Source organism: Devosia sp. (assembly GCF_024707125.1).
Lineage (GTDB): Bacteria > Pseudomonadota > Alphaproteobacteria > Rhizobiales > Devosiaceae > Devosia.
The window spans coordinates 77159-98908 of the sequence record NZ_JANQAH010000001.1 but is presented as its reverse complement, the minus strand read 5'-3'; the positions used below and the strand labels follow the sequence as shown (position 1 = coordinate 98908).

The 21750-nt window shown below is 62.2% G+C and carries 23 protein-coding genes; 12 read left to right on the top strand and 11 right to left on the bottom strand.

Translation table 11 applies throughout. From position 1 onward, the window contains the following. The 5 genes from sseA to NVV77_RS00490 form a co-directional block, all read right to left on the bottom strand. A partial coding sequence (gene sseA / locus NVV77_RS00510) for a 3-mercaptopyruvate sulfurtransferase (RefSeq protein WP_295409608.1) occupies positions 1-790 on the bottom strand: 790 nt, incomplete at its 3' end. Positions 791-1060: 270 nt separating this feature from the next. Continuing rightward, positions 1061-2044, bottom strand: coding sequence for an ABC transporter ATP-binding protein (locus NVV77_RS00505; protein ID WP_295409605.1), 984 nt, complete (start codon positions 2042-2044; stop codon positions 1061-1063). Positions 2045-2046: 2 nt separating this feature from the next. Next, on the bottom strand, positions 2047-2838 hold the full coding sequence (locus NVV77_RS00500; RefSeq protein WP_295409602.1) for an ABC transporter permease: 792 nt from the start codon (positions 2836-2838) through the stop codon (positions 2047-2049). Then, the gene (locus NVV77_RS00495; RefSeq protein WP_295409599.1) at positions 2835-3719 is read right to left on the bottom strand and encodes an ABC transporter permease subunit; all 885 of its coding nucleotides are present in this window, start codon (positions 3717-3719) and stop codon (positions 2835-2837) included. The genes NVV77_RS00500 and NVV77_RS00495 overlap by 4 nt, the downstream gene beginning before the upstream one ends. Before the next feature lie 125 nt (positions 3720-3844). Beyond that, positions 3845-4954: an ABC transporter substrate-binding protein gene (locus NVV77_RS00490; protein WP_295409596.1), complete on the bottom strand. Its 1110-nt coding sequence runs from the start codon at positions 4952-4954 to the stop codon at positions 3845-3847. 522 nt (positions 4955-5476) lie between these two features. On the opposite strand from NVV77_RS00490, the gene NVV77_RS00485 reads away from it, so the two are divergent. Beyond that, a complete protein-coding gene (locus NVV77_RS00485) occupies positions 5477-6406 on the top strand; it encodes an aminotransferase class IV (RefSeq protein ID WP_291406525.1) in 930 nt (309 codons plus the stop codon). Further along, positions 6403-7134: a hypothetical protein gene (locus NVV77_RS00480; RefSeq protein ID WP_295409586.1), complete on the top strand. Its 732-nt coding sequence runs from the start codon at positions 6403-6405 to the stop codon at positions 7132-7134. Before NVV77_RS00485 ends, NVV77_RS00480 begins: the two co-directional genes overlap by 4 nt. 159 nt (positions 7135-7293) lie before the next feature. Here NVV77_RS00480 and NVV77_RS00475 read toward each other — a convergent pair whose 3' ends face one another. After that, complete coding sequence (locus NVV77_RS00475; protein WP_295409583.1) at positions 7294-8313, bottom strand: LacI family DNA-binding transcriptional regulator; 1020 nt, start codon at positions 8311-8313, stop codon at positions 7294-7296. A gap of 486 nt (positions 8314-8799) precedes the next feature. On the opposite strand from NVV77_RS00475, the gene NVV77_RS00470 reads away from it, so the two are divergent. The 6 genes from NVV77_RS00470 to NVV77_RS00445 all read left to right on the top strand — a co-directional run bounded on the left by NVV77_RS00470 (position 8800) and on the right by NVV77_RS00445 (position 15204). Continuing rightward, positions 8800-10068, top strand: coding sequence for an ABC transporter substrate-binding protein (locus NVV77_RS00470; RefSeq protein ID WP_295409579.1), 1269 nt, complete (start codon positions 8800-8802; stop codon positions 10066-10068). Positions 10069-10161: 93 nt separating this feature from the next. Then, complete coding sequence (locus NVV77_RS00465; RefSeq protein ID WP_295409576.1) at positions 10162-11142, top strand: carbohydrate ABC transporter permease; 981 nt, start codon at positions 10162-10164, stop codon at positions 11140-11142. Further along, on the top strand, positions 11142-11987 hold the full coding sequence (locus tag NVV77_RS00460; protein WP_295409573.1) for a carbohydrate ABC transporter permease: 846 nt from the start codon (positions 11142-11144) through the stop codon (positions 11985-11987). The genes NVV77_RS00465 and NVV77_RS00460 overlap by 1 nt, the downstream gene beginning before the upstream one ends. 13 nt (positions 11988-12000) lie before the next feature. Beyond that, positions 12001-13005 (top strand): ABC transporter ATP-binding protein, encoded by a 1005-nt coding sequence (locus tag NVV77_RS00455; protein WP_295409570.1) that lies wholly within the window; start codon positions 12001-12003, stop codon positions 13003-13005. 182 nt (positions 13006-13187) lie between these two features. Then, positions 13188-13976, top strand: a complete 789-nt coding sequence (locus NVV77_RS00450; RefSeq protein WP_295409566.1) for a ThuA domain-containing protein — start codon at positions 13188-13190, stop codon at positions 13974-13976. 184 nt (positions 13977-14160) lie between these two features. Then, positions 14161-15204, top strand: a complete 1044-nt coding sequence (locus NVV77_RS00445) for a Gfo/Idh/MocA family oxidoreductase (protein WP_295409563.1) — start codon at positions 14161-14163, stop codon at positions 15202-15204. 172 nt (positions 15205-15376) lie between these two features. Here the strand turns inward: NVV77_RS00445 and NVV77_RS00440 are convergent, their stop codons facing one another. Continuing rightward, the gene (locus NVV77_RS00440) at positions 15377-16159 is read right to left on the bottom strand and encodes an SDR family oxidoreductase (RefSeq protein ID WP_295409560.1); all 783 of its coding nucleotides are present in this window, start codon (positions 16157-16159) and stop codon (positions 15377-15379) included. Between the two features lie 97 nt (positions 16160-16256). On the opposite strand from NVV77_RS00440, the gene NVV77_RS00435 reads away from it, so the two are divergent. Both NVV77_RS00435 and NVV77_RS00430 read left to right on the top strand, forming a co-directional pair. Further along, positions 16257-16763, top strand: coding sequence for a MarR family transcriptional regulator (locus NVV77_RS00435; protein ID WP_295409557.1), 507 nt, complete (start codon positions 16257-16259; stop codon positions 16761-16763). 100 nt (positions 16764-16863) lie between these two features. Then, entirely contained in the window at positions 16864-17115 is a 252-nt protein-coding gene (locus NVV77_RS00430) for a GlsB/YeaQ/YmgE family stress response membrane protein (RefSeq protein WP_295409552.1), read from the top strand. A 5-nt stretch (positions 17116-17120) separates the two neighbouring features. On the opposite strand, the gene NVV77_RS00425 is transcribed toward NVV77_RS00430, so the two are convergent. Both NVV77_RS00425 and NVV77_RS00420 read right to left on the bottom strand, forming a co-directional pair. Next, positions 17121-17393 (bottom strand): DUF2277 domain-containing protein, encoded by a 273-nt coding sequence (locus NVV77_RS00425; RefSeq protein ID WP_295409544.1) that lies wholly within the window; start codon positions 17391-17393, stop codon positions 17121-17123. 95 nt (positions 17394-17488) lie between these two features. Continuing rightward, on the bottom strand, positions 17489-19090 hold the full coding sequence (locus tag NVV77_RS00420; protein WP_295409535.1) for a bifunctional UDP-sugar hydrolase/5'-nucleotidase: 1602 nt from the start codon (positions 19088-19090) through the stop codon (positions 17489-17491). A gap of 250 nt (positions 19091-19340) precedes the next feature. On the opposite strand from NVV77_RS00420, the gene NVV77_RS00415 reads away from it, so the two are divergent. Next, positions 19341-19991 (top strand): ThuA domain-containing protein, encoded by a 651-nt coding sequence (locus tag NVV77_RS00415; RefSeq protein ID WP_295409529.1) that lies wholly within the window; start codon positions 19341-19343, stop codon positions 19989-19991. Positions 19992-19997: 6 nt separating this feature from the next. On the opposite strand, the gene NVV77_RS00410 is transcribed toward NVV77_RS00415, so the two are convergent. Next, a complete protein-coding gene (locus tag NVV77_RS00410; RefSeq protein ID WP_295409527.1) occupies positions 19998-20636 on the bottom strand; it encodes a DUF1109 domain-containing protein in 639 nt (212 codons plus the stop codon). Continuing rightward, positions 20633-21184 carry a sigma-70 family RNA polymerase sigma factor gene (locus NVV77_RS00405; RefSeq protein WP_295409524.1) on the bottom strand — a complete coding sequence of 184 codons (552 nt, stop codon included), beginning with the start codon at positions 21182-21184 and terminating at the stop codon, positions 20633-20635. The genes NVV77_RS00410 and NVV77_RS00405 overlap by 4 nt, the downstream gene beginning before the upstream one ends. A gap of 161 nt (positions 21185-21345) precedes the next feature. On the opposite strand from NVV77_RS00405, the gene NVV77_RS00400 reads away from it, so the two are divergent. Further along, positions 21346-21657, top strand: coding sequence for a hypothetical protein (locus tag NVV77_RS00400; protein ID WP_295409522.1), 312 nt, complete (start codon positions 21346-21348; stop codon positions 21655-21657). The last annotated feature ends 93 nt before the right edge of the window (positions 21658-21750 follow it).

The following is a 21750-nucleotide window of genomic DNA, read 5'->3' as shown; positions in this document are numbered from 1 at the left end:
AGGAGCCGTCATAGACGGCGACGGTCTTGGCGCCGACCTGGTCGAGGGCGAGAGCCAGGGTGGAGGCGGTGACGCCGGAGCCGCAGGAGGTGATGATAGGTTTTGAAAGATCCACGCCGCGTTCGGCGAAGATGGCTTTGAGCGCCTCGGGGGATTTGAGGACGCCGTTTTCGGAGAGGAGGCTTACCGGGATATTGCGGCTGTTCGGAATGTGACCGGCGCGGAGGCCGGGGCGGGGCTCGGGGACTTCGGCGTGGAAGCGCGGGGCCGGGCGCGCGTCGAGGATTTGAGCGGCTTCGTCCCGGCTGCGGGCGCGGACGAAGTCGAAATCGGCGACGCGATCGGGGTGGAACTTGACGTCGAAATGCGCGGCGCGCTTGGCGACAAGGCCGGCTTCGAGCGGGCGGCGCTCGGCGCGCCATTTTGGTCCGCCGCCGGAAAGGATGTGTACTTTTTCGGCGCCGAAGGTCTTGAAGGTCCACCAGACGCGGGGGGCGCTGAAAAGGCCGAGCTCGTCATAGATGACGATGGTCATATCGCTGCCGATGCCGAGGGCGCCGACCATGTGGGCGAAGTCGGCCGGCGAGGGCAGCATGTGGGGCAGGTTGGTGGTGGTATCGGCGATGCCGTCGATGTCGAAGAAGACGGCGCCCGGGATGTGGCCAGCGAGGTATTCTGCCTGGGCGTTGCGCGCGGCGTTGGGCATGTGCCAGCTGGCGTCAACGACGATTAGGCCGGGATCGCTGAGATGAGCGGCGAGCCATTCGGTGGTGACGAAGGTGGTGTCCATGGCGCGATTCCCGGTTGTGTTGGCGGGAGAATGGGCCGGGGCGGGGTGGGTGGTCAAAGGGTATTTAGGAAGGTGCGTAGTTCGGGTGTGGGCAGACGTGCCGCCCCAATCTCGGTGTCATTCCCGCGAAAGCGGGAATCTCCGTTTCGCAAACAGGGGTTCCCGCTTTCGCGGGAATGACACCGTGGAAAGAGAGAGGCGCTGGTGCCAGATGGATTGCCGGGACAAGCCCGGCAATGACGATGGAAGGGTGGGGCTGCTGGGCGGGAACTACGCCCCCAGCGTCAGCACGTCCTTGGCGGCCAGGTGCAGCGTAACCGTGTCGCCGCGCTGGGGTGGGGTGAGGGCGTGGCTATTAAAAGTGTCGATGCTGATGGGGGTGCCGGCGACGTCGACGCGGAGGCGGACGACGGAGCCGAGGAAGCCGACGTCGGAGATGGTACCGGTCAGGGTCGTGTCGGTTTCGGGGCGCGGGGTGAGGGAAATCAGCTCGGGGCGGATGGCGCGGTTGGGGCCGAAACTGGCTTCGGGGAGCGTGTTGAGCTGGCCGACGAAGGTGGCGACGAAGCGGGTCGAGGGGCGGTTGTAGATTTCGTGGGGCGAGCCGGTCTGGTCGAGATTGCCTGCGTTCATGACCACGATGCGATCGGAGATGGACATGGCCTCTTCCTGATCGTGGGTGACGAAGACGGTGGTGATGCCCAGGTCCTGCTGGATGGCGCGGATTTCTTCGCGGAGGGAGACGCGGATCTTTGCGTCGAGCGCAGAGAGCGGTTCGTCGAGGAGGAGGAGGCGCGGTTTGGGCGCGATGGCGCGGGCGAGGGCGACGCGCTGCTGCTGGCCGCCGGACATTTCATAGGGGAAGCGCTTTTCAAAACCGGGCAAGCCGATGAGTTTGAGCATTTCCTCAACGCGGGCGCGACGTTGGTCGGCGGGCATGCCGGCGATTTTCAGGCCAAAGGCGATGTTGTCGCCAACGGTCAGGTTCGGGAAGAGGGCGTAGGCTTGGAAGACCATGCCGAGCTTGCGCTGGTTGGGCTTCAGATGCGTGATTTCTTCGCCATCGACGCGGATGGAGCCGGAGGTGGGGCGTTCGAAGCCGGCGATCATCCGGAGGATCGTGGTCTTGCCGCAGCCGGAGGGGCCGAGGAGCGAGATGAACTCGCCCTTTTCGAAGGCGAAGTTGACGCCCTTCACGACCGTATTGGTGCCGAAGGATTTGACGAGGTTCTGGACTTCGAGGAAGGCGGCCATGGTCAGTCGGTCCTGGCGGAAGTGCGGGGGGCGAAGCGGCCGAGCACGTTGATCATGCCCATGGCGCCCCAAGTGATGATGAAGGAGATGATGGCGAGTGCGGCGGGCTCATAGGCGCGATTGGTGCCGATGCCGACGAGATAGGGGCCGAAGGCCGGCCGATTGAGCAGGCTCGCAATGGTGAATTCGCCGATGACGATGGCGAAGGTCAGGAAGGCGCCGGAGAGGATGGCGACGAGAATATTGGGCAGGATGATCTGGCCGATGATCTGGAGCTGGTTGGCGCCGGCGATCTGGGCGGCTTCGGTCAGGGTGCCGATGTCGATGGTGCGCATGCCGTTGTCGACGGCCCGGTACATGTAGGGCAGGGCGAGGGTGACATAGGCGCAGGTGAGCAGGATATCGGTGCCGAGGACGGAGCCGGTGAAGGGGATCAGCGAGGAGGAGCCGTAGAGGCGGATATAGCCATAGACGAGCACCAGCGCGGGGATGACCAGCGGCAGGAGGGTGACGAATTCCATGAAGGGGCGCAGCCAGGGCATGCGCAGGCGGACGAAATAGACCGCGGGGACCACGACGAGGATGCCAACGATGATGGTGAAGAGGCCGACGACGACTGAGTAAGTGAAGCTCGAGGCGAAATAGGGGTCGGCGAAGACCGAGGCATAGGCGTCGAAGGAATAGGTGCCGCGGCGCATGCGCAGGGAGAATTCGAAGGTGGCGGCGAGCGGGACGATGAAATAGGCGCCGCCGAGGATGAAGACCAGCCAGGCCCAGAACTTGTCGGACTTCATTTCATCCACCTTTCGGCGCGGGCGGCGACAACGAGATAGATGACGTTGGCGAGCGAGGTGATGACGATCATGCCCAAAGCCAGCGCGGCGCCGAGGCCGGGGTTTTGGAGGGCATCGCCGCGGATCTGGTTGTAGAGCAGCACGGTGACGATGTTGAGGTTCGAACCGGTGAGCGCCCAGGCGGTGGCGATGGCGCCGAAGGCATTGGCGAAGAGCAGCGACAGGGTGCCGAGGACGGACGGCCAGAGGATGGGGAAGCCGATATAGCGCCAGAACTGCCAGGCATTGGCGCCGAGGGTCTGGGCGGCTTCGTTCCATTCCTTTTTGAGGCCGTCGACGGCGGGCGCGATGGTCAGGACCATCAGGGGGATCTGGAAGTAGAGATAGGTGAGGGTCAGGCCCCAGAAGGAGAAGAGGTTGAAGCCGCCCTGGCGATAGATGTCGAAGTCGAACAGCGTGCGGATGACGATGGTGACAAGGCCGAGGCGTCCGAGGGTGGCGATGAAGGCGAAGGCCAGGGGGACGCCGGCGAAATTGGAGGCGACGCCGGAAAAGGTCATTACGGCGGAGCGCAGGCCCTGGGGCAGCTTTCCGCGGATGATGGCGAGGGTGATGGCGAGGCCGATCAGCGCGCCGAGAATGGCGGAGGCGCCAGAAATCCGGATCGAAATCCAGTAGGCGGCCATGATCTGGTCGGTGAAGAGGCCGGCGATGTTATCGAGGGTGAAATTGCCGGCACGGTCGGTGAAGGCGGCGCCCATCAGCGAGAGCGTGGGCAGGAAGAGGAACATCACCGCGAAGATGACGAAGGGGAGAACCGCGAGGGAGTCCCAGGGGATGCGGCGGGGTGGTTTGGAACCGGGCAGGTCGATGCTCGACATATGACGCCTTTCAGCCGCGTCATTCCCGCGAAAGCGGGAATCTCTCTGCGTGGAGAGGGAGGGATTCCCGCTTTCGCGGGAATGACGCCGTGGGAGTTTCCACCCCCACGGCGCTGGACTGGAGCTTACTGAACCGAAGCGCCGACGGTGCTGTCCCAGCCGCCGGTGATGGTGGCCTTGTTGGTGTTCTGCTCTTCGATCGAGGGGAACACGGCCTTGGCGTAGTTTTCGGCAGCCGGGAGCTTGGCCATCAGGTCGGCCGGGAGCTTGCCGGCTTCGGCGAGGGCGTTGAAGCGGATCGGGTGGCAGTAGCCAGCGAGCCAGCCGAGCTGACCTTCGTCGGAATAGAGGTATTCCATCCAGAGCTTGGCAGAGTTCGGGTGGGGTGCGAAGGCCGAGATAGCCTGGACGTAGACGCCGGCAACAACGCCGTCGGACGGCACGACGACTTCGATCGGCGGGTTGCCGTTGAGGTTGTCGCGAGCGGCGAGCAGGTTGTAGTCCCAGTTGATGGCGATCGGGGTCGTGCCCTGGGCAATGGCGGCAGCTTCAGCGTCGACCGGGACGAAGTTGCCCTTGTCGTTGAGGGCCTTGAAGTATTCAAGGCCTGCCTGGGCAGCAGCGTCCTGAGCGGCACCGGTCGACAGACCAGCGGCGAAGACCGACATGATGGCGTTGTTGGCAGTACGCGGATCACCAGCCAGAGCGACGGAGTTGGCGAACTCGTCCTTGTTCAGGTCAGCCCAGGAAGTGGGGTTGTCGCCGGTGATGATGTCCTTGTTGATGCCGAAGGCGAGCACGCCATAGTAGTCGCCGTACCAGAAGCCATCAGCGTCCTTGGCATCGTCCGGGATTTCGTCCCAGGTCGAGACCTTGTAGGCCTGCAGCAGGCCTTCGTCCTTGGCCTGCGGGCCAAAGGCGAGACCGATGTCGAGGACGTCGGGGGCCTGCGGGCCGGTATTGCCCTTGTTGGCGCGGACGGCTTCGAGCTCGTCGGCCGAACCGGCGTCGGGGTTCAGTTCATTGACGGCGATGCCAGGATACTTGGCCTTGAAACCTTCGATCACGCCGCCATAGTTGCACCAGGAATGGGGCAGGGCGATCACGGTCAGCTGGCCTTCGGTCTTGGCGGCTTCGTAGAGCGCTGCCAGATCGGTTTGGGCGAAAGTCGGAGCCGCGAAGCTGAGCACGGTGAGAAGCGAAACCGAGGTGGTCAGCGCAGACTTGAACGTCATTCTTTGTCTCCCTGAATGAGCAGTCGCGGGCTTTCCCACGGGGAGAGCCGCTGCGAACGGGCGAGGGAGTAGAGGGGCGGCATGACAGTGCAATGACAGTTGTATGACGGCGAGGCGTCGCCCGTGAGCGGGCGATACTTGCCGCAACACCAGTATATTGCGCCTATCTGCCCATCTGCTCGCGTCCTCCCAGCCGCAAGGGGAGATTGCCCAATTGTGACAGTTTCGTCCAGATGGTCAAAAATTTCGGTTTGAAGGTGGATTGGGCGAAGGAAACAGAAGCCAACGACCACCACCGGCGTCACCCCGGCGAAGGCCGGGGCCCATCCTGAGATGATGTCGCCTCATCTGCACTTTCGGGGTTTTCGCGCGGCGGGGGATGGGCCCCGGCCTTCGCCGGGGTGACAGCCGGTGGGTGGGGAAGAAGTGCACGCGTGGGCTGAAGCATAAACTCGGCACTCGACACCGGCGGCCTGAGAGGAGATGTTTCCGGCGCGTCTAACGAATAGAAAGCCTACTCTGATGGCCTATGGCGTTCATGCCTATGCGGACGATCCGCGCAATGCTTCCATTCTTATTGCCGTCAACGACCAGCTGATGCCGCGCGACAAGGCGGTCGTGTCCGTTTTCGATTCCGGGTTCGTTTTGGGCGATGGCGTTTGGGAGGGGCTGCGGCTGCACAAGGGCGGTATTCCGTTTCTCTGGGCGCATCTTGAGCGGCTTTATGAAGGGGCGAAAACGCTCGATTTTTCGGTGGGGCTGACGCCGGACGAATTGGTGAAGCGGATTTTTGATTGTCTTGCCGCCAATGGCATGACCGATGGCGTGCATATCAGGCTGATGGTGACGCGCGGGATCAAGGCGACGCCTTATCAGGACCCGCGGGTGACGATTGGCGATGCGACCATTGTCATCATTCCCGAATACAAGGCGCCGTCGCCAAAGCCGGATGGGATTTCGCTCTTCACCTCGACGATCCGTCGTACGGCGCCGGATATGCAGGACCAGAAGCTCAACTCGCACTCGAAGCTCAATTGCATCCAGGCGTGTATTCAGGCGGCGAAGGCGGGGGCGGATGAGGCGCTGATGCTGGACCCGCAGGGGTTTGTGGCGACGTGTAACTCGACGCATTTCTTCATTGTGCGGCGGGGCGAGGTCTGGACCTCCACCGGGGATTACTGCCTCGGGGGGATTACGCGCGGGAATATCATCCGGGTCGCGGAAGCTGCGGGGATCACCGTGCGGCAGAAGAATTTCTCGCTGACGGATGTTTATGGGGCGGATGAGGCCTTTGTGACCGGCACGTTTGCGGGACTTACGTCGGTGCGTGAGGTGGATGGGCGGCGGATGGGGCATCCGCTGAAGGGGCCGGGGCCCATTCCGGGCGAGATGACGGCGCGGCTGGCCGGGCTTTATCGGGAGCTGATCGAGGCGGAGACGTTCCGGCCATGAGCGAAGTAAGAAGGATTGCCATGTGGTCGGGGCCGCGGAACCTTTCCACGGCGATGATGCGCAGCTTTTCCTCGCGGGCAGATAGTTTTGTGAGTGATGAGCCGTTTTATGCGGCCTATCTCAAAGCGACGGGGCTGGTTCATCCCATGCAGGAGGAGGTTCTGGCCTCGCAGCCGCAGGACCCGGATGCGGTGGTGCGGCATATCCTGGGGCCGGTACCGGGGGGCAAGGCCGTCTGGTATCAGAAGCATATGAGCCATCACATGGTTGAGGGCTTTCCGCTCGACTGGATGGATGAGGTCACCAATGTGTTCCTGCTGCGATCGCCGGAGCGGGTGTTGGCGTCCTATGCGCAGAAGCGGGAGAGCGTGACGCTGGCCGATATCGGGTTCGAAGGGCAGGCGATGCTGTTCGACCGGGTGGCGCAAAGGACTGGGACGGCGCCGGTGGTCGTGGATAGCGACGATATCAGGCGCAATCCGGAGGGGATGCTGCCGGCGCTTTGTGCGGCGGTGGGGCTGGATTGGGATCCGGCCATGCTGAGCTGGCCGAAAGGGCCGCATGCGGAAGATGGGGTGTGGGGGGGCCATTGGTACAATGCTGTCTACAATAGCACCGGGTTTTCGCCGCCCGACGAGATTGGGCCGCTGCCGGATCGGCTAGCTCAGATCGCGGATGAAGCACGGCCGTTTTATGAGCGGATGAAGGGGTTTAGGCTCGGGGCGTGAGGTTTTGATTCAGCCACCGAACGTCATCCTCGGGCTTGACCCGAGGACGCTTCACTTGGTCATGGTTGGTAGTGCAGAGCCCTCGGGTCAAGCCCGAGCGTGACGATTGAGACGGGCGGAGCGCTCGCGCCAAGGGCAAGCGGCTAGGCATTTGGCGCCCTAAAACAGCGGCGCCGGCCCGGAGCTTTCGCGCAGCACCAGTTCTACCGGCCAGAGCTCATGAATGTCGGCGACCGGCTTGCCGCCCAACAGTTGCAGCAGCAGTTCGGCCATGCGTTCGCCGGCCTGGCGGATGGAGGAACGGGTCGTCGACATGGTGGGGTACATGTTGTCGGCGTTGAGATAGGGGAAAACGTCGTCATGGGCGATCATGGAGACGTCGGTGCCCAATTGCATGCCGGCTTGGCGGATGGCGCGGAAGACGCCGAGGGCGGTCATCATCGAGCCGGCCAGAAAGGCCGTGGGGCGGGGGCGGAGCTCGAGCATGGACTGGGCCATGCGGAAGGCGACTTCGTCGGTGAAGACTGAATTGCCCATCAATGCCGGATCGAACGGGACGCCGCGGGCCGAGAGGGCGGCCATGTAGCCGAGCTCCCGATGCTCGGCAAAGGTGCGGCCCTTGACGCCATTGAGCAGGGCAATGCGGCGGTGGCCGAGATCAAGCAGGTGGCTGGTGGCGCGCTCGAGGGCGCCGGTATTGTCGATGTCGAGCCAGGCGACAGGCTTGGCGACATTGGTGCGGCCATGCAGCACGAAGGGGACCTTCAGCTCCATCAGCAATTCGGCCCGCTCGTCCTTGAGCGTGGGCGAATGCAGAATCATGGCGTCGACGCGCTGGCTGGCGGCAAGGCGGCGATAGGCGGCCAGCTCTTCCTGGTGCGAGGCGACGGTCGCGACAACGATGTCGATATCCTGCGTTGCCATGCGGCCGCCAAGGCCCGAGAGGAATTCGGACATGTGGGGGCCGAGTTCGTCGGCGCCGCGCAGGACAAGGCCAATGGCGCCGGCGCGGCCGGTGGCGAGGCGCAGGGCGCTGGCATTGGGGCGATAGCCAAGCTGTGCCGCAGCCTCGGAAACACGCGCACGCGTCGCTTCCTTGACTTCGGGATAGCCATTGAGCGCGCGGCTCACCGTCGTTTGCGACAGGCCGAGATGCTCGGCAAGGTCTTTCAATCTCATAGCGGCTTCTGGCCCAGATGGTTTCGGCGCCCGGTTTTCCGGGGCTTGGCCTTGCGGCCGCTGTGTTCGCCTCGCCATTAGGGCAGGCAGGGCTCTTTGACCAGAGCCTTTGCCCAACTCCTCCAAAGTGCATTCAAAGCGATTTCAATTTTTGATGCAAGAGGGCTTCAAAGTTTGAAAATGGCTGAGGTGCGTACATCAGATCGATTTTAACGATTTGGCCCAAAAGTGACGTTCTGCAATTTGTAAGATATTGAAAATAAATGTGATTTTGTAGGTGTGAGCAAAAATGGTGAAAATTGGCCGCGGTCGGTGCTTGACAGTTTTCTGCGGCTCTGGTTCCTTTTCATCCAAAGCGCTTTGAAAATCTGCCGGCGTGAACGGTGGGGTGGGTGCTTTAGGGGAGGGAATTGCGGGCTCACGCGTGCTGCGTTGGGCCGCGCCGTTTTGCCTCCCTGCGCAAGGTTTCTTTCGGGAGGATTTCCAATGACACTGAACAAGTTGCTTGTCGCGATGCTGACGAGCGTGACGCTGGTGGCTGGGGCGGCGCAGGCTGCCGAGCTCTCCATCGTTTCCGGCGATACCGGCACGGGCCTTGAGTTCCTGCGCGGCCAGCTCGACAAGTTCGAGGCCGACACGGGTCACAAGGTGACCATCGTTCCGATGCCGTCCTCGACCACCGACCAGTTCGGCCAGTACAAGCTGTGGCTGGCTGCCGGCAATACCGACATCGACGTCTACCAGACCGACGTGATCTGGGCGCCGCAGCTCGCCGACCAGTTCCTCGATCTTTCGGAAGCCGCCAAGGATATCGTGGGCGACCACTTCCCCTCGATCATCGAGTCCCAGACCGTGGGCGACAAGCTCGTGGCTCTGCCGGCCTTCACCGACGCTCCGGCGCTCTACTACCGCAAGGACCTGCTGGAAAAGTACGGCAAGACCGTTCCTGCTACCTGGGCCGAGCTTGAAGCGACCGCCAAGGAAATCATGGATGCGGAACGCGCTGCCGGCAACGCCGAAATGTGGGGCTTCCTGTTCCAGGGCAATGCCTATGAAGGCCTGACCTGCAATGCGCTTGAATGGGTCAAGTCCTTCGGCGGCGGCCAGATCGTTGAAGCTGACGGCACCATCTCGATCAATAACGAGCAGGCTGCCAAGGCCATCGACATGGCTGCTGGCTGGATCGGCACCATCTCTCCGGAAGGCAACCTGGCCTATATGGAAGAAGAAAGCCGCGGCGTCTGGCAGCTCGGCAATGCCGTGTTCCACCGCAACTGGCCCTATGCCTACTCGCTCGGCAATGGCGCGGACTCGCCGATTGCCGGCAAGTTTGACGTTGCTCCGCTCCCGGCCGGCGACGGTCCGGAAGCCCGCTCGGCTGCCACTCTCGGCGGCTGGAACGTTGCCGTTTCCAAGTACTCGCCCGATCCGGATGCCGCCATCGAACTGGCGCTCTATCTGAGCTCGTCCGAAGTGCAGAAGGAACGCGCCCTGATGCAGTCCAACCTGCCCACGATCGAAGCGCTCTATGACGACGCCGACATCGCTGCAGGCCAGCCGATCATCCCGGCCTGGAAGGAAATCTTCCAGAACGCCGTGCCGCGCCCGTCCGCTCCGACCCAGGTCAAGTACAACGAGGTCTCCTCGCTGTTCTGGAGCGCCGTGCACTCCACGCTTTCGGGCAATGGTACTGCTGCCGAGAATCTTGAAGTTCTCGAAGCCGACCTGACCGAACTCAAGGGCGACGCCTGGTAAGTCCTCCCAGGGCCCAGCAGCAAGGCGGACGGCCGGGATTTCCCGCCGCCCGCCTTGCGCAATAGATGACCATAGGCGTTGGGAGGAGCAACGATGACAACCGAAACACTGGCGTCTTCCACCAGGGTGGCCGCGCCAAAAGTGAAATCGGAACTGATGCAGCAGCGCATTCGCGCCGCGCGCCTGTTCCTCATCCCAATGCTGATTGCTCTCGCGGTGGTGGCCGGCTGGCCGCTACTGCGATCGATCTATTTTTCCTTCACCGACGCCTCGCTGAGCAATCTGGACGAGGCGCAGTGGATCGGCTTTGGCAATTACCTGCGCTGGACCGTGCTTGAAAGTGGCTCGGTGCGCTGGCGTGGCCTGTTGGTCGATCCGGCCTGGTGGAACGCGGTGTGGAACACCGTGCGCTTTGCCTTCGTCTCGGTGCTTTTCGAAGCCGTGCTCGGGATGATGGTGGCGCTGGTGCTCAATGCCGAGTTCAAGGGCCGTGGTATCGTTCGTGCCGCCATCCTGATCCCGTGGGCCATCCCGACCATCGTTTCCGCCCGTATGTGGGGCTGGATGCTCAATGACCAGTTCGGCATTCTCAATGATCTTGGCATGCGCCTTGGCCTCCTGAGCCAGAAGGTTGCCTGGACTGCGACCGCCGAAACGGCGATGACCGCAGTGTTGATCGTCGATATCTGGAAGACGACGCCGTTCATGGCGCTGCTCATTCTGGCCGGCCTGCAGATGATCCCCAAGGATATCTATGAAGCCGCCGAAATCGACGGCGTGCATCCGGTCAAGCAGTTCTTCAAGATCACGCTGCCGCTGGTTCGCCCGGCGCTGATGGTCGCGATCATCTTCCGCCTGCTCGACGCGCTGCGCATCTTCGACCTCATCTACGTGCTGACGCCCAATAGCGCGGCGACCAAGACGATGAGCGTGCTGGCGCGCGAAAATCTCTTCGACTTCGACAAGTTCGCCTATGGCTCGGCCATGTCGACCTTGCTGTTCCTGATCATCGCCGTCCTGACCATCCTCTATATCTGGCTGGGCCAAGTGAAGTTTGACGGGGGAGACCGATAATGGGTGCGACTTTCGATCTCTGGAAAGCGACCAAGTGGACGCTGTTCTACCTGCTCGTAGGCTTCATCGTCCTGGTGAGCGTGTTCCCGTTCTACTACGCGATCCTGACCAGCTTTAAGTCGGGTACGGCGCTGTTCCAGGTCAATTACTGGCCGACCTCGTTCAGCCTCGACAACTATTGGAACGTGCTCAATTCGGGCAGTTTCCCGCGCAACCTGCTCAATTCGATCTTCGTGTCCTCGGTCACGGTGATCCTGGCGCTGTTTCTTGCCATCACCGCGTCGTTTGCGCTGGCCCGCGTGCGGTTCCGGGGCAGGGGGCTGTTGCTGCTGACCATTCTGGGGATTTCGATGTTCCCGCAGATGGCGGTGCTGGCCGGCCTCTTCGAGGTGATCCGAGCCCTGGGCATCTACAACACGCCATGGGCGCTGATCTTCTCCTATACGATCTTTACGCTGCCGTTCACCGTGTGGGTTCTGACGACCTTCATGCGTGACCTGCCGGTGGAAATCGAAGAAGCGGCCATTGTCGACGGGGCTTCGCCCTGGGTGATCATTACCCGCGTGTTTATGCCGCTGATGTGGCCGGCGCTGGTGACGACGGGCATCCTCGCCTTCATCGGGGCGTGGAACGAGTTCCTCTTCGCGCTCACCTTCACCTCCAGTAACGAGACACGCACCGTGCCGGTGGCCATCGCGCTGCTCTCGGGCAGCACCCAATATGAAATCCCCTGGGGCAACATCATGGCTGCCTCGGTCATCGTCACCGTGCCTCTGGTGATCCTCGTTCTCGTCTTCCAGCGCAAAATCGTGTCGGGCCTGACGGCCGGCGGCGTGAAGGGCTAAGGAGTTTTAGAAAATGGCTGCGATCGAACTTCGCAATGTCCGCAAGTCCTTTGGCATGGTCGACGTGATCAAGGGCGTCGATCTGGAAGTCCGCAAGGGCGAGTTCATGGTGTTTGTCGGCCCTTCGGGCTGTGGCAAATCCACCCTGCTGCGCCTGATCTCGGGACTTGAGGATATTACCTCGGGCGAGATGCTGTTTGACGGCAAGCTGGTCAATGCGCTGGCGCCTTCCAAGCGCGGCATTGCCATGGTGTTCCAGTCCTATGCGCTTTATCCGCATATGACGGTCTACGAAAACATGGCCTTCGGCCTGACGCTCGAAAAGGGCAAGGGCAAGGAAGAGATCCAGCGGCGCGTGGAAAAAGCCGCCGACATGCTGCAGATCCGGCAGTATCTCGACCGCCTGCCCAAGCAGCTTTCGGGCGGTCAGCGCCAGCGCGTTGCCATCGGCCGGGCCATCACCCGCGATCCGAAGGTGTTCCTCTTCGACGAACCGCTGTCGAACCTCGACGCCGCGCTGCGTGTGGCGACCCGTATCGAGATCGCCAAGCTCCACGAGAGCATGGACCACGTCACCATGATCTATGTGACACATGACCAGGTGGAGGCCATGACCCTGGCCGACCGCATCTGCGTGCTGCGCGATGGTCTTGTCGAACAGGTCGGCACGCCGATGGAGCTCTATGAGCGCCCGGACAGCATTTTCGTTGCCGGCTTTATCGGCTCGCCCAAGATGAACTTCATTGCCGGCGACAAGGCCGACAAGTTCGGTTGTGCGACGCTGGGTATTCGCGGCGAGCACATGGACATCAAAGCCGATGGCATTTGGGAAGGCACAGTGATCCATACCGAAAATCTCGGTGCGGATTCCTATGTCTATCTCGATATGGGCCAGGAAGAACCGGTCGTGGTACGCCTCGACGGTGCGGTCAGCTATCAGAGCGGCCAGGTGCTCAAGGTTTCGCCGCAGGAAGAGCGCATTCATCGTTTCGATGCCGCGGGCAAGCCGATCCGCTAAATCAATCACAAATGCCGTGGCGGCCCTAGGGCCGCCACAAAACCAATCGCTGCGTCATTCCCGCGAAGGCGGGAATCTCCCTTGATCGATGAAAGGAGATTCCCGCCTTCGCGGGAATGGCGCAGAGAAATGAGAAAGGGCCGATGCCTCCACATCCGGCTCGTCAAACTAGGAGACTACCAATGCCGATCCGTACCCTGGTCTGGGGCGAGAACGTCCACGAGCAGAAGAACAAGACGGTTGCTGAAAACTATCCCAACGGGATGCACAACCAGATTGCCTCGCTCATCGCGCAGGATAGCAATATCTCGACCAAGACCACGACGCTGCAGGAACCGGAACACGGGCTGACCGATGCCGTGCTGGCCGAAACCGATGTTCTGGTCTGGTGGGGCCATGCGGCTCACGACAAGGTCGACGACGTCGTCGTCAAGCGCGTCATGGAACATGTGTGGCAGGGCATGGGCCTGATCGTGCTGCATTCGGGCCACCACTCCAAGGTCTTCAAGGGACTGATGGGTTCGCCGGCGAACCTCCACTGGCGCGAAGCGGGCGAACGCGAACGCCTCTGGGTCGTCAATCCGGGTCATCCGATCGCCAAGGGCCTGCCGGCCTACTTCGAGCTCGAATATGAAGAAATGTATGGCGAGCCCTTCTCCGTGCCGGAGCCGCTCGAAACCGTGTTCGTTTCCTGGTTCCAGGGCGGCGAAGTGTTCCGTTCGGGCCTGACCTATCGTCGCGGCGCGGGCAATATCTTCTACTTCCGCCCCGGCCACGAAACCTATCCGACCTATCACGACGCCAATGTGGGCCAGGTGCTGCGCAATGCGGTCAACTGGGCCTATAACGGCGACCGCCATTCGCACCTGATGAAGGCGCCGAATACGCCGGTTGGCGAAGCGATCGAAAAGATCGAAGAACGCGGCGCCAAGCTTTCGTCGGCCGACCATGCAGGCGAAGTGAAGAAGTAAGACGCAATTTCCCTTCTTTCGTCATTGGCCGGCTTGTCCGGGCAATCCAGGGGCCGCGAGCGCGGTAATGGATCGCCCGGACAAGCCGGGCGATGACGATGGGGTAGGTATCGAGGGCTACTTTGCGGCCCCGGTGAGTTGAAAACTGTTTAGCGGCTGCCGCGGCGGCCAAGGAATCAAAAGAATGCGTATCCTCATTCTGGGTACCGGCGGCATGGCCAATCAGCATGCCAAGCATTTCGCTGCCATCGACGGCGTGACACTGGTGGGCGGCGTGGACGTCGATCCGGCGCGGGTCGAGGCGTTCAACAAGGTCCACGGTATCGAGAGGGGTTTTGGCTCGCTCGACGCGGCCCTGGCCTGGGGCGAGTTCGACGCGGTGGCCAATGTCACCCCGGACAGCATCCACCATCCGACGACCATGGCGGCACTGAATGCCGGCAAGCACGTCTTCTGCGAAAAGCCGCTCGCGACGGACCATGCCAAGGCCATGGAAATGACCGAGACGGCCGAGCGGCTGGGCCTCGTTAACATGGTCAACCTGACCTATCGCAATGTCGCGCAGCTGCAGAAGGCGCGCGAGATCGTGCAGTCCGGTCAGGTCGGCGCCGTCAAGCATTTTGAAGCGAGCTACCTGCAGAGCTGGCTGGTTTCGAAGGCGTGGGGCGACTGGCGCACGGAAAGCCAGTGGCTGTGGCGCCTGTCGAAGAAGCACGGCTCAAACGGCGTGCTGGGCGATATTGGCGTGCACATTCTCGACTTTGCCGCCTATGGCGCTGGCAGCGATTTCTCGGATGTGTTCTGCCGCCTACACACCTTTGACAAGGCTGAGGGCAACCGGATTGGTGAATACGATCTCGACGCCAATGACAGCTTTGCCATGACGGCGCAGCTGGAGAATGGCGCGCTGGGCGTGGTCCATGCAACGCGTTGGGCGACCGGCCACTTCAATGAGCTGCGCCTGCGCGTCTATGGCGAAAAGGGCTCGGTGGAAGTGCAGCATCGGCATGACTGGTCGAAGCTGTTTACGTGCCTTGGCGACGATATCGAGACCGGTACCTGGACCGAGGTTGCGGTCGACCCGGTGCCGACGAATTATCAGCGTTTTGCTGAAGCGGTGCGGGCCGGGAAGAACCTCGAGCCGAGCTTCCGCCATGCGACCAATATCCAGAAGGTGCTGGATCTGGCGACGGTGACGGATAGGGATCGGGCCGAGCATAAGGTGTAAGCCGGGCGCGGTTCGCTCCTACGAGAGATGTTCTGCCGGGAACAGAGATCCCGCTTTTGCGGGAATGACACGGTGGAGGCATTTCAGGATGGGCCCCGGCGTTCGCCGGGGGGGGACATCCGTGGGTTGCGATAAAAAAAGGCCGCTCCGAAATCGGGGCGGCCTTTTTGTTTCAGGCGGCTTGGTAGCGTGAGGCCGGCTTGCCGTTCTGGGTGCCGCCGAAGAGGTTTTGGCGGGCGGTGTCGTAGGTGTTCCAGAGCTCGAGGTCGTGGACCGAGGGGAGGGTGACTTCTTCGCCGCGGTCGAGGCCGGCGAGGGCGGCGTCGACGAGGTTTTCGGCGGTCATGAAGACGGACTGGTCGAAATTGGCGATTGGTACGCCGGCGGCTTCGTAGAATTCGGTGACGGTGCCGGCGGGGAGGACGGCCTGTACCTGGATGCCGTCGGCTTGCACTTCCTGCTGGATGGCGCGGCTATAGGTCAGGACGAAAGCCTTGGTGGCGCTGTAAAGCGAGGTGGCAGGCATGGCGTGGAAGGCCATGACTGAGCCGACATTGACGATGGCGCCGGACTTGCGGGCGCGCATGGCCGGAAGGGCGGCGCGGGTGAGGCGCATGAGGGCGGTGACGTTGAGGGCGAGGGTCTGCGCTGCGGCTTCGTCGCTGAGGTCAGCGGTCGAGGAAATCGGGCCCATGCCGGCATTGTTGACCAGAAGGTCGATCTCTTCGTCGCGTAGTACGGTTTCGATGCTGGCCATGCCGGCGTCGGCCGAGAGATCGGCAGCGATGGTGCGGACGGAAACTTTGTGAGCCTGCTGCAATTGGGTCGCGAGGTCTGCGAGACGCTCGGCGCGGCGGGCGACGAGGACGAGATCATAGCCGCGGGCGGCGAGGCGCTGGGCGTAGACGGCGCCGATGCCAGAGGAGGCACCGGTGATGAGAGCGGTTTTGGACATGGAATGCTCCTTTAATTGAGTGCTCAACTAATTGGGATCGGACCATGTTCTTGTCAATGGTGATGTGCTCAACTATTTTGTCGAGTGGAGAATGACAATGGCAAAAATCACGCCCGCAGATGTCGAAAGCACTGAAGCCTATGACCCGCTCACCTGCACGCATACCGCGCTGCGGGTGGCGTCGCGGCAACTGACGCAGCTTTATGACGATGCGCTGGCCGCGTCGGGGCTGACTTCGGGGCAGGCGCTGCTGGTGGCGCGGATCGATGAGCTTGGCGGCGCGCCGAGCGGAACGGGGCCGTCATTGCAGGCGCTGGCGAAGCGGCTCTCGATCCAGATTTCTGCGCTGACGCATGCACTGCGGCCGCTGGTGCGCGATGGGCTGGTGGAGGTCGTGGTGGACGCGAACGACAGGCGGGTGAAGCGGGCGGTGTTGACCGAACAAGGGCTCAAACAGACACGGCAGATGTATGTGCTCTGGCAAGAGCTGAACGAGCGGATAGACGCGGTATTGGGGGAAGGGACGACCGAGCAATTGCGCGGGCTCGCCAACCTCGTGGCGGCGCCCGGCTTTGCCCAGAAAGTGCTGGCGCGGCCGGAATAAGCGGGAAAACTAGGGGGCACAATGCCCCGATTGCGGGTTCGCTCTTGCAAGCTTGGGAGGGCATTCCAATTTATGGCGCTGTTATCGTGGGAGCGTCGCAATGGGAATTGTCTGGGCCATCATCATTGGTTTTCTGGCTGGCCTGATCGCCAAGTGGATCACGCCGGGCGATAACAAGCCGCAGGGGTTCATCCTCACGACGGTGCTGGGCATTGTCGGCTCGGTGGTGGCGACCTGGCTTGGGCAGCAGATCGGCTGGTATGGGCCGGGCGATGGGGCGAATTTCATCGGCGCTATCGTTGGTGCAGTGGTGATCCTGCTGGCCTGGGGGCAGTTGGCACGTCGGGTTTAGCGCCCTCAGGTGGTGCCGTAGCGCTCGCGGGCTCGTTCGCGAGCCTTGGCCGCGACGACTTCGCGATCCCTGGGCGGGGCCTTGGTGTCGAGGGCGGTCAGCAGCTTGCGGACTGATTTCTCGATCTCTTCCACGGCGTCATAAAATGCCGCCTCGTTGGCATGCGACGGGCGGTTGAAGCCGGAAATCTTGCGGACGAATTGCAGGGCCGCCTCATGCATTTCGTTCTTGCTGGCGGGCGGCTCGAAATTGAAGAGCGGCTTGATGTTGCGGCACATGGTGTTTTCCGTTTGTGGGATGTCGCATCGGTCAAAAGAGATAACGCAAAAGGGCGCCCGATGGGCGCCCTTCGTGTTTGGTGTCGCGAAAAACCTTACTTCACGGTGATGCGGCCATCGAGGTAGGGCGTGTATTCGCCACCCAGCTTGGCGAGGTATTCGGCGACGACCTGTTCGAGCGGCGGGCCGAAGTCATAGGGGTTTTCGCCCGAAGCGAAGGTTTCGTAGCCGTCGCCGCCGCCGCGCACGTAGTTGTTGGTGACGACGATGTAGTCGGCTTCTTCGTCGATCGGCACCCAGGTGTCGCCTTCGCCCTTGACCAGCACGTCGCTGATGCGGCTGCCGGCGGGATTGGCGAGGGTGTAGGTGTACTTGAGGCCAGCGACCTGGGCGAAGCGGCCGGCGCCGTTTTCGATGTCGCTGACGCCGTTTTCGAGCGCTTCGATAACGTCGGCACCGCTGATCTGCACGGTAGCGAGGGTGTTGGAGAAGGGCAGGACGGTCAGCACGTCGCCGACGGTGATTTCACCGGCGTCGATGGAGGCGCGGACGCCGCCGCCGTTCTGGAAGGCGATGGTGGCGCCCTGGTCGGCAACGCGATCGAGAATGGCGTCGGCGAGGAGATTGCCCATGGAGCATTCCTGCACGCGGCAGACTTCGCGGGCGCCTTCGAGCTTGTCGGTGGTGGTGCCGATGACCTGGCTGGTCATTTCCTCGATGGGGCCGAGCAAGGTTTCGAGCTGGCCCTTGAAGTCTTCGTTGGCGACGACCGAGGCGTCGATCAGGTAGGGCTCGCCTTCAGCCTTGGTGACCACGCCATTGTCATCCCAGGTGATGGCGATATCGCCCAGATACTTGCCATACTGGTTGGCCTGGACGACGGGGACTTCCACGCCGGCCGGATTGGTGACCATGGTCGGGTAGGGGCCGGCGGCGCCTTCGGCGGTGTTGGAGAGGAGCGTGTGGCTGTGGCCGCCGACGATGACGTCGACCAGCGGCAGAGAGGCGGCGACGTTGAGGTCTTCGTTGTAGCCGATGTGGCTCAGGAGGATGATCTTGTTGACACCGGCCGCATCGAGCGCTTCGGAGGCGCCGCGTACATATTGGATGACGTCGTGGAATTCGACGTCGCCCGGTGAGGCGATTTCAGGGGTGTCTTCGGTGGTGGCGCCGATGATGCCGATCTTTTCGCCGCCGACTTCGACGACGATGGAACCCTGAACCTTGCCGCGCAGGCCTTCATCGCGGGTGACGTCGAAATTGCCGCCAATGATCGGGAATTCGGCCGCTTCGATGAATTTCAGGAATTCTTCCGGGCCATCGTCGAATTCGTGATTGCCGGTGGCAACGACGTCAAAGCCCATCTGGTTGAAGAAGTCGGAAACGACCTTGGATTTGTAGGTGGTGTAGTAGAGCGAGCCCTGGAAATTGTCGCCGGCCGAGAGCAGCAGCGAATTGCCCGCTTCGTACTTGGCGCGAGTATCGTCAATGATGGTTTTGAGGCGCGCAATGCCACCAAAGCATTCGCCGGCTGCGTCGGTTTCAGCGTCGCAATTGGAGTCCGAACCGGTGATCGGATCGAAGCGCGAATGGAAGTCGTTGATGTGCAGGATGTTGAGTGTGAATTCGGCGTGAGCGGCGGTCGAAAAACCGGCGCAGAGGGTGAGCGCGGTGGCGCCCAGCAAAAGCTTCTTCATCCCTGTGGTTCCTTCGTGATTGCAGCAAGGCCCTGCTTCGACTTCCGGCGCTCCCGACATTTTTTCGTGCCACCACTGAAGCATTAAGGGGAGTTAACCAGCTAATTGTGACAGTGGAAAGTGTTTCATTTCCGAGATTTATCCAACGGATGGCAGCGCACGAATGGGCACTGCAATCGATGCCATTTGGGGTTTCAATAGCGGATGAGTCAGGTATTCTCCGCCCCGTTTGATTTGAGGGGGTGCCCTGATGCGCAGTGCTTTGATCGTCTATGGCGGCTGGGAAGGCCATGATCCCGAGGAATGCGCGACGATCTATCGTCGCTGGCTGCACGAGGATGGCTATTCGGTGCGCACGGCGACCGAGACCAGCGCCTTTGCCGATCCCTCCATTCGCGACCTGTCGCTGATCATTCCGATCTTCACGATGAGCAAGATTGCCAAGGAAGAGGCGGAGAACCTCACCAAGGCTGTCGAAGGCGGCGTGGGTCTTGCCGGCCACCATGGCGGCATGAGCGATGCTTTCCGCGAAGCGGTGGACTATCAGTTCATGGTCGGCGGCCAGTGGGTGGCGCATCCGGGCAATATCATCGACTACACCGTCGACGTGACCAAGCCCGAGGACCCGATCATGGCGGGGATTTCAGGCTCGTTCCCCTACAAGTCCGAGCAGTATTACATGCATGTCGACCCCTCCAACGAGGTGCTGGCGACGACGACTTTTACGGGTGAGCACGCCTATTGGATCGACGGCGTGGTGATGCCGGTCGTCTGGAAGCGCCGGCATGGTAAGGGCAAGGTGTTCCACATGACGTTGGGGCATCAGGCCAAGGAATTCGAGAATTCCAACATGGCGACGATCATGCGTCGTGGCATGAACTGGGCGGCCAAGGACGAATAGTCCGGCCTACCAGCGCAGAACGAACTTTCCGATGACGGCGCCGAGGAGGGCCGTCATCGCGATCCCCAGCGAATACCAGACGGCCATGAACATCATGCCGGTTTCGCCACAGTAGAAGGCATAAGCCCAGGCGCCGAAGCCGCCTGCGACGAGGCCGGCGGCAAAGCCTGCCAGGGTGGGCGAGCGCGGCGCGGTGGTGCGTAGCGCAGAAAGCAAAGCAATCAGCACAGGCGTGCCGGCGAGCGTGATCAGCCATGGGCAGACCATGGCGGTCTGGCCCATGAGCATGGGCATCGACCAATCAGCGCGCATCCACATCATGGTGCCGCTGCCGAGGGCAAGGAGCGCGAGGAGGCCAGCGCCGGCAAGGGGCCAGATGATGAGGCCATCGGGGCGGGCGAGGACCGGCGCGGCAGCGAGGCCGAGGAGGCCGAAGGCCAGCGTGTAGCCGAATTTTACCCAGAACATCATGGCGCTATCTGCGCCGCCGAAGGATCGGCCCATCATGAGGTCGAGCACGAGATAGACGCCGACTATGGTGACGAGCACGCCGATGACGAGGGCGAGGATGAGCCGGCGCTCGATGGCGCGGGGCGGGGTGGGTTTCAGATCGGCGGCGAGGCGATTTATGAGGTCGTCGGTCATTTCTCGCCTCCGGCAAACTTGCCCATCAGAGCTTTCAAACCGCGATGAATGGAGACCTTTGCTGCGGCTTCGGTGATGCCATGGCGGGCGGCGGCTTCGGCGACGGTGGCTCCTTCGAGGCGGGTCTGGCGGATGAGGTCGGAGGTGCGCGGAGGCACCTGGCTCAGGACGGTTTCGATGTCGTGGCGATCGGCGGCATTGGCGCTGTCGTCGCTGGCGAAGATTGGCGCGTCGTCTTCTAGAGGCACCGTGGGGCGGATGGCATAGCGGCGGACGTGGTCCACGAATTTGTGGTGGGCGACGGCGTGCAGCCAGGCCGTGAAGGGCCTGGTGCGATCGTAGGTTTCGCGCCGCGTATGCACGGCCAGCAGGGTTTCCTGCACGAGGTCCTCCGCGTGCGAAGCATGAGCGGGACTGAGGCGGCGGGCAAACCAGGGACGCAGATAGCGCGTCAGGTCGGCCAGAAGCATTCGATAGGCGGTAGCGTCGCCATCGAGCGAAGCGAGCATCAGCCCGCGCAGCCGCATCTCGGTTTCGTCCGCCTGCATCACGTTCCCATTCGTCCCCTCTGCGCCAATGGTTACACGGCGGCGCAGAGAAAGTTGAGCCGATATCACGACGCGGTGATTGCGTAACGGATTGGGATGGGCAGACGAATGGCTGGGCATGGACGCGCCGGAGGGGCGGGTCTCAATGGGAGATTTTTCCGATGCACGTTTTCAAGACGATCACCCTTGCTGCCCTGATGGTTGCCGGAGCGGCGCCTGTTTTCGCCGAGGATGCGATGGCTCCGGCCATGGATGCCATGGCGCCGCAGGCCATGATCAGCGATGCCGACCTTGAGCTTTGCCTGACGCAGGCGGCGGCTATCACCTTTGCCGAGGCGATGACGGCGGCGACCGTTGCCTGCAATGGTCTCCACGAAGGCATGGATGTAATCGGGGCGATCCGATCGCTGGGCATGGACGAAAAGATGGAAGCCAATCCCATGGCGGGCGGTGCCATGGCGCCGGCGATGTAAGAAAACGCAGTCACAAACAAGTGTTGGCCGCCATTTGTCCCGTGCGTTACCGTTGCTAGTGAACGGGGCGAATGGTGCCGCCAAGGGGACGTT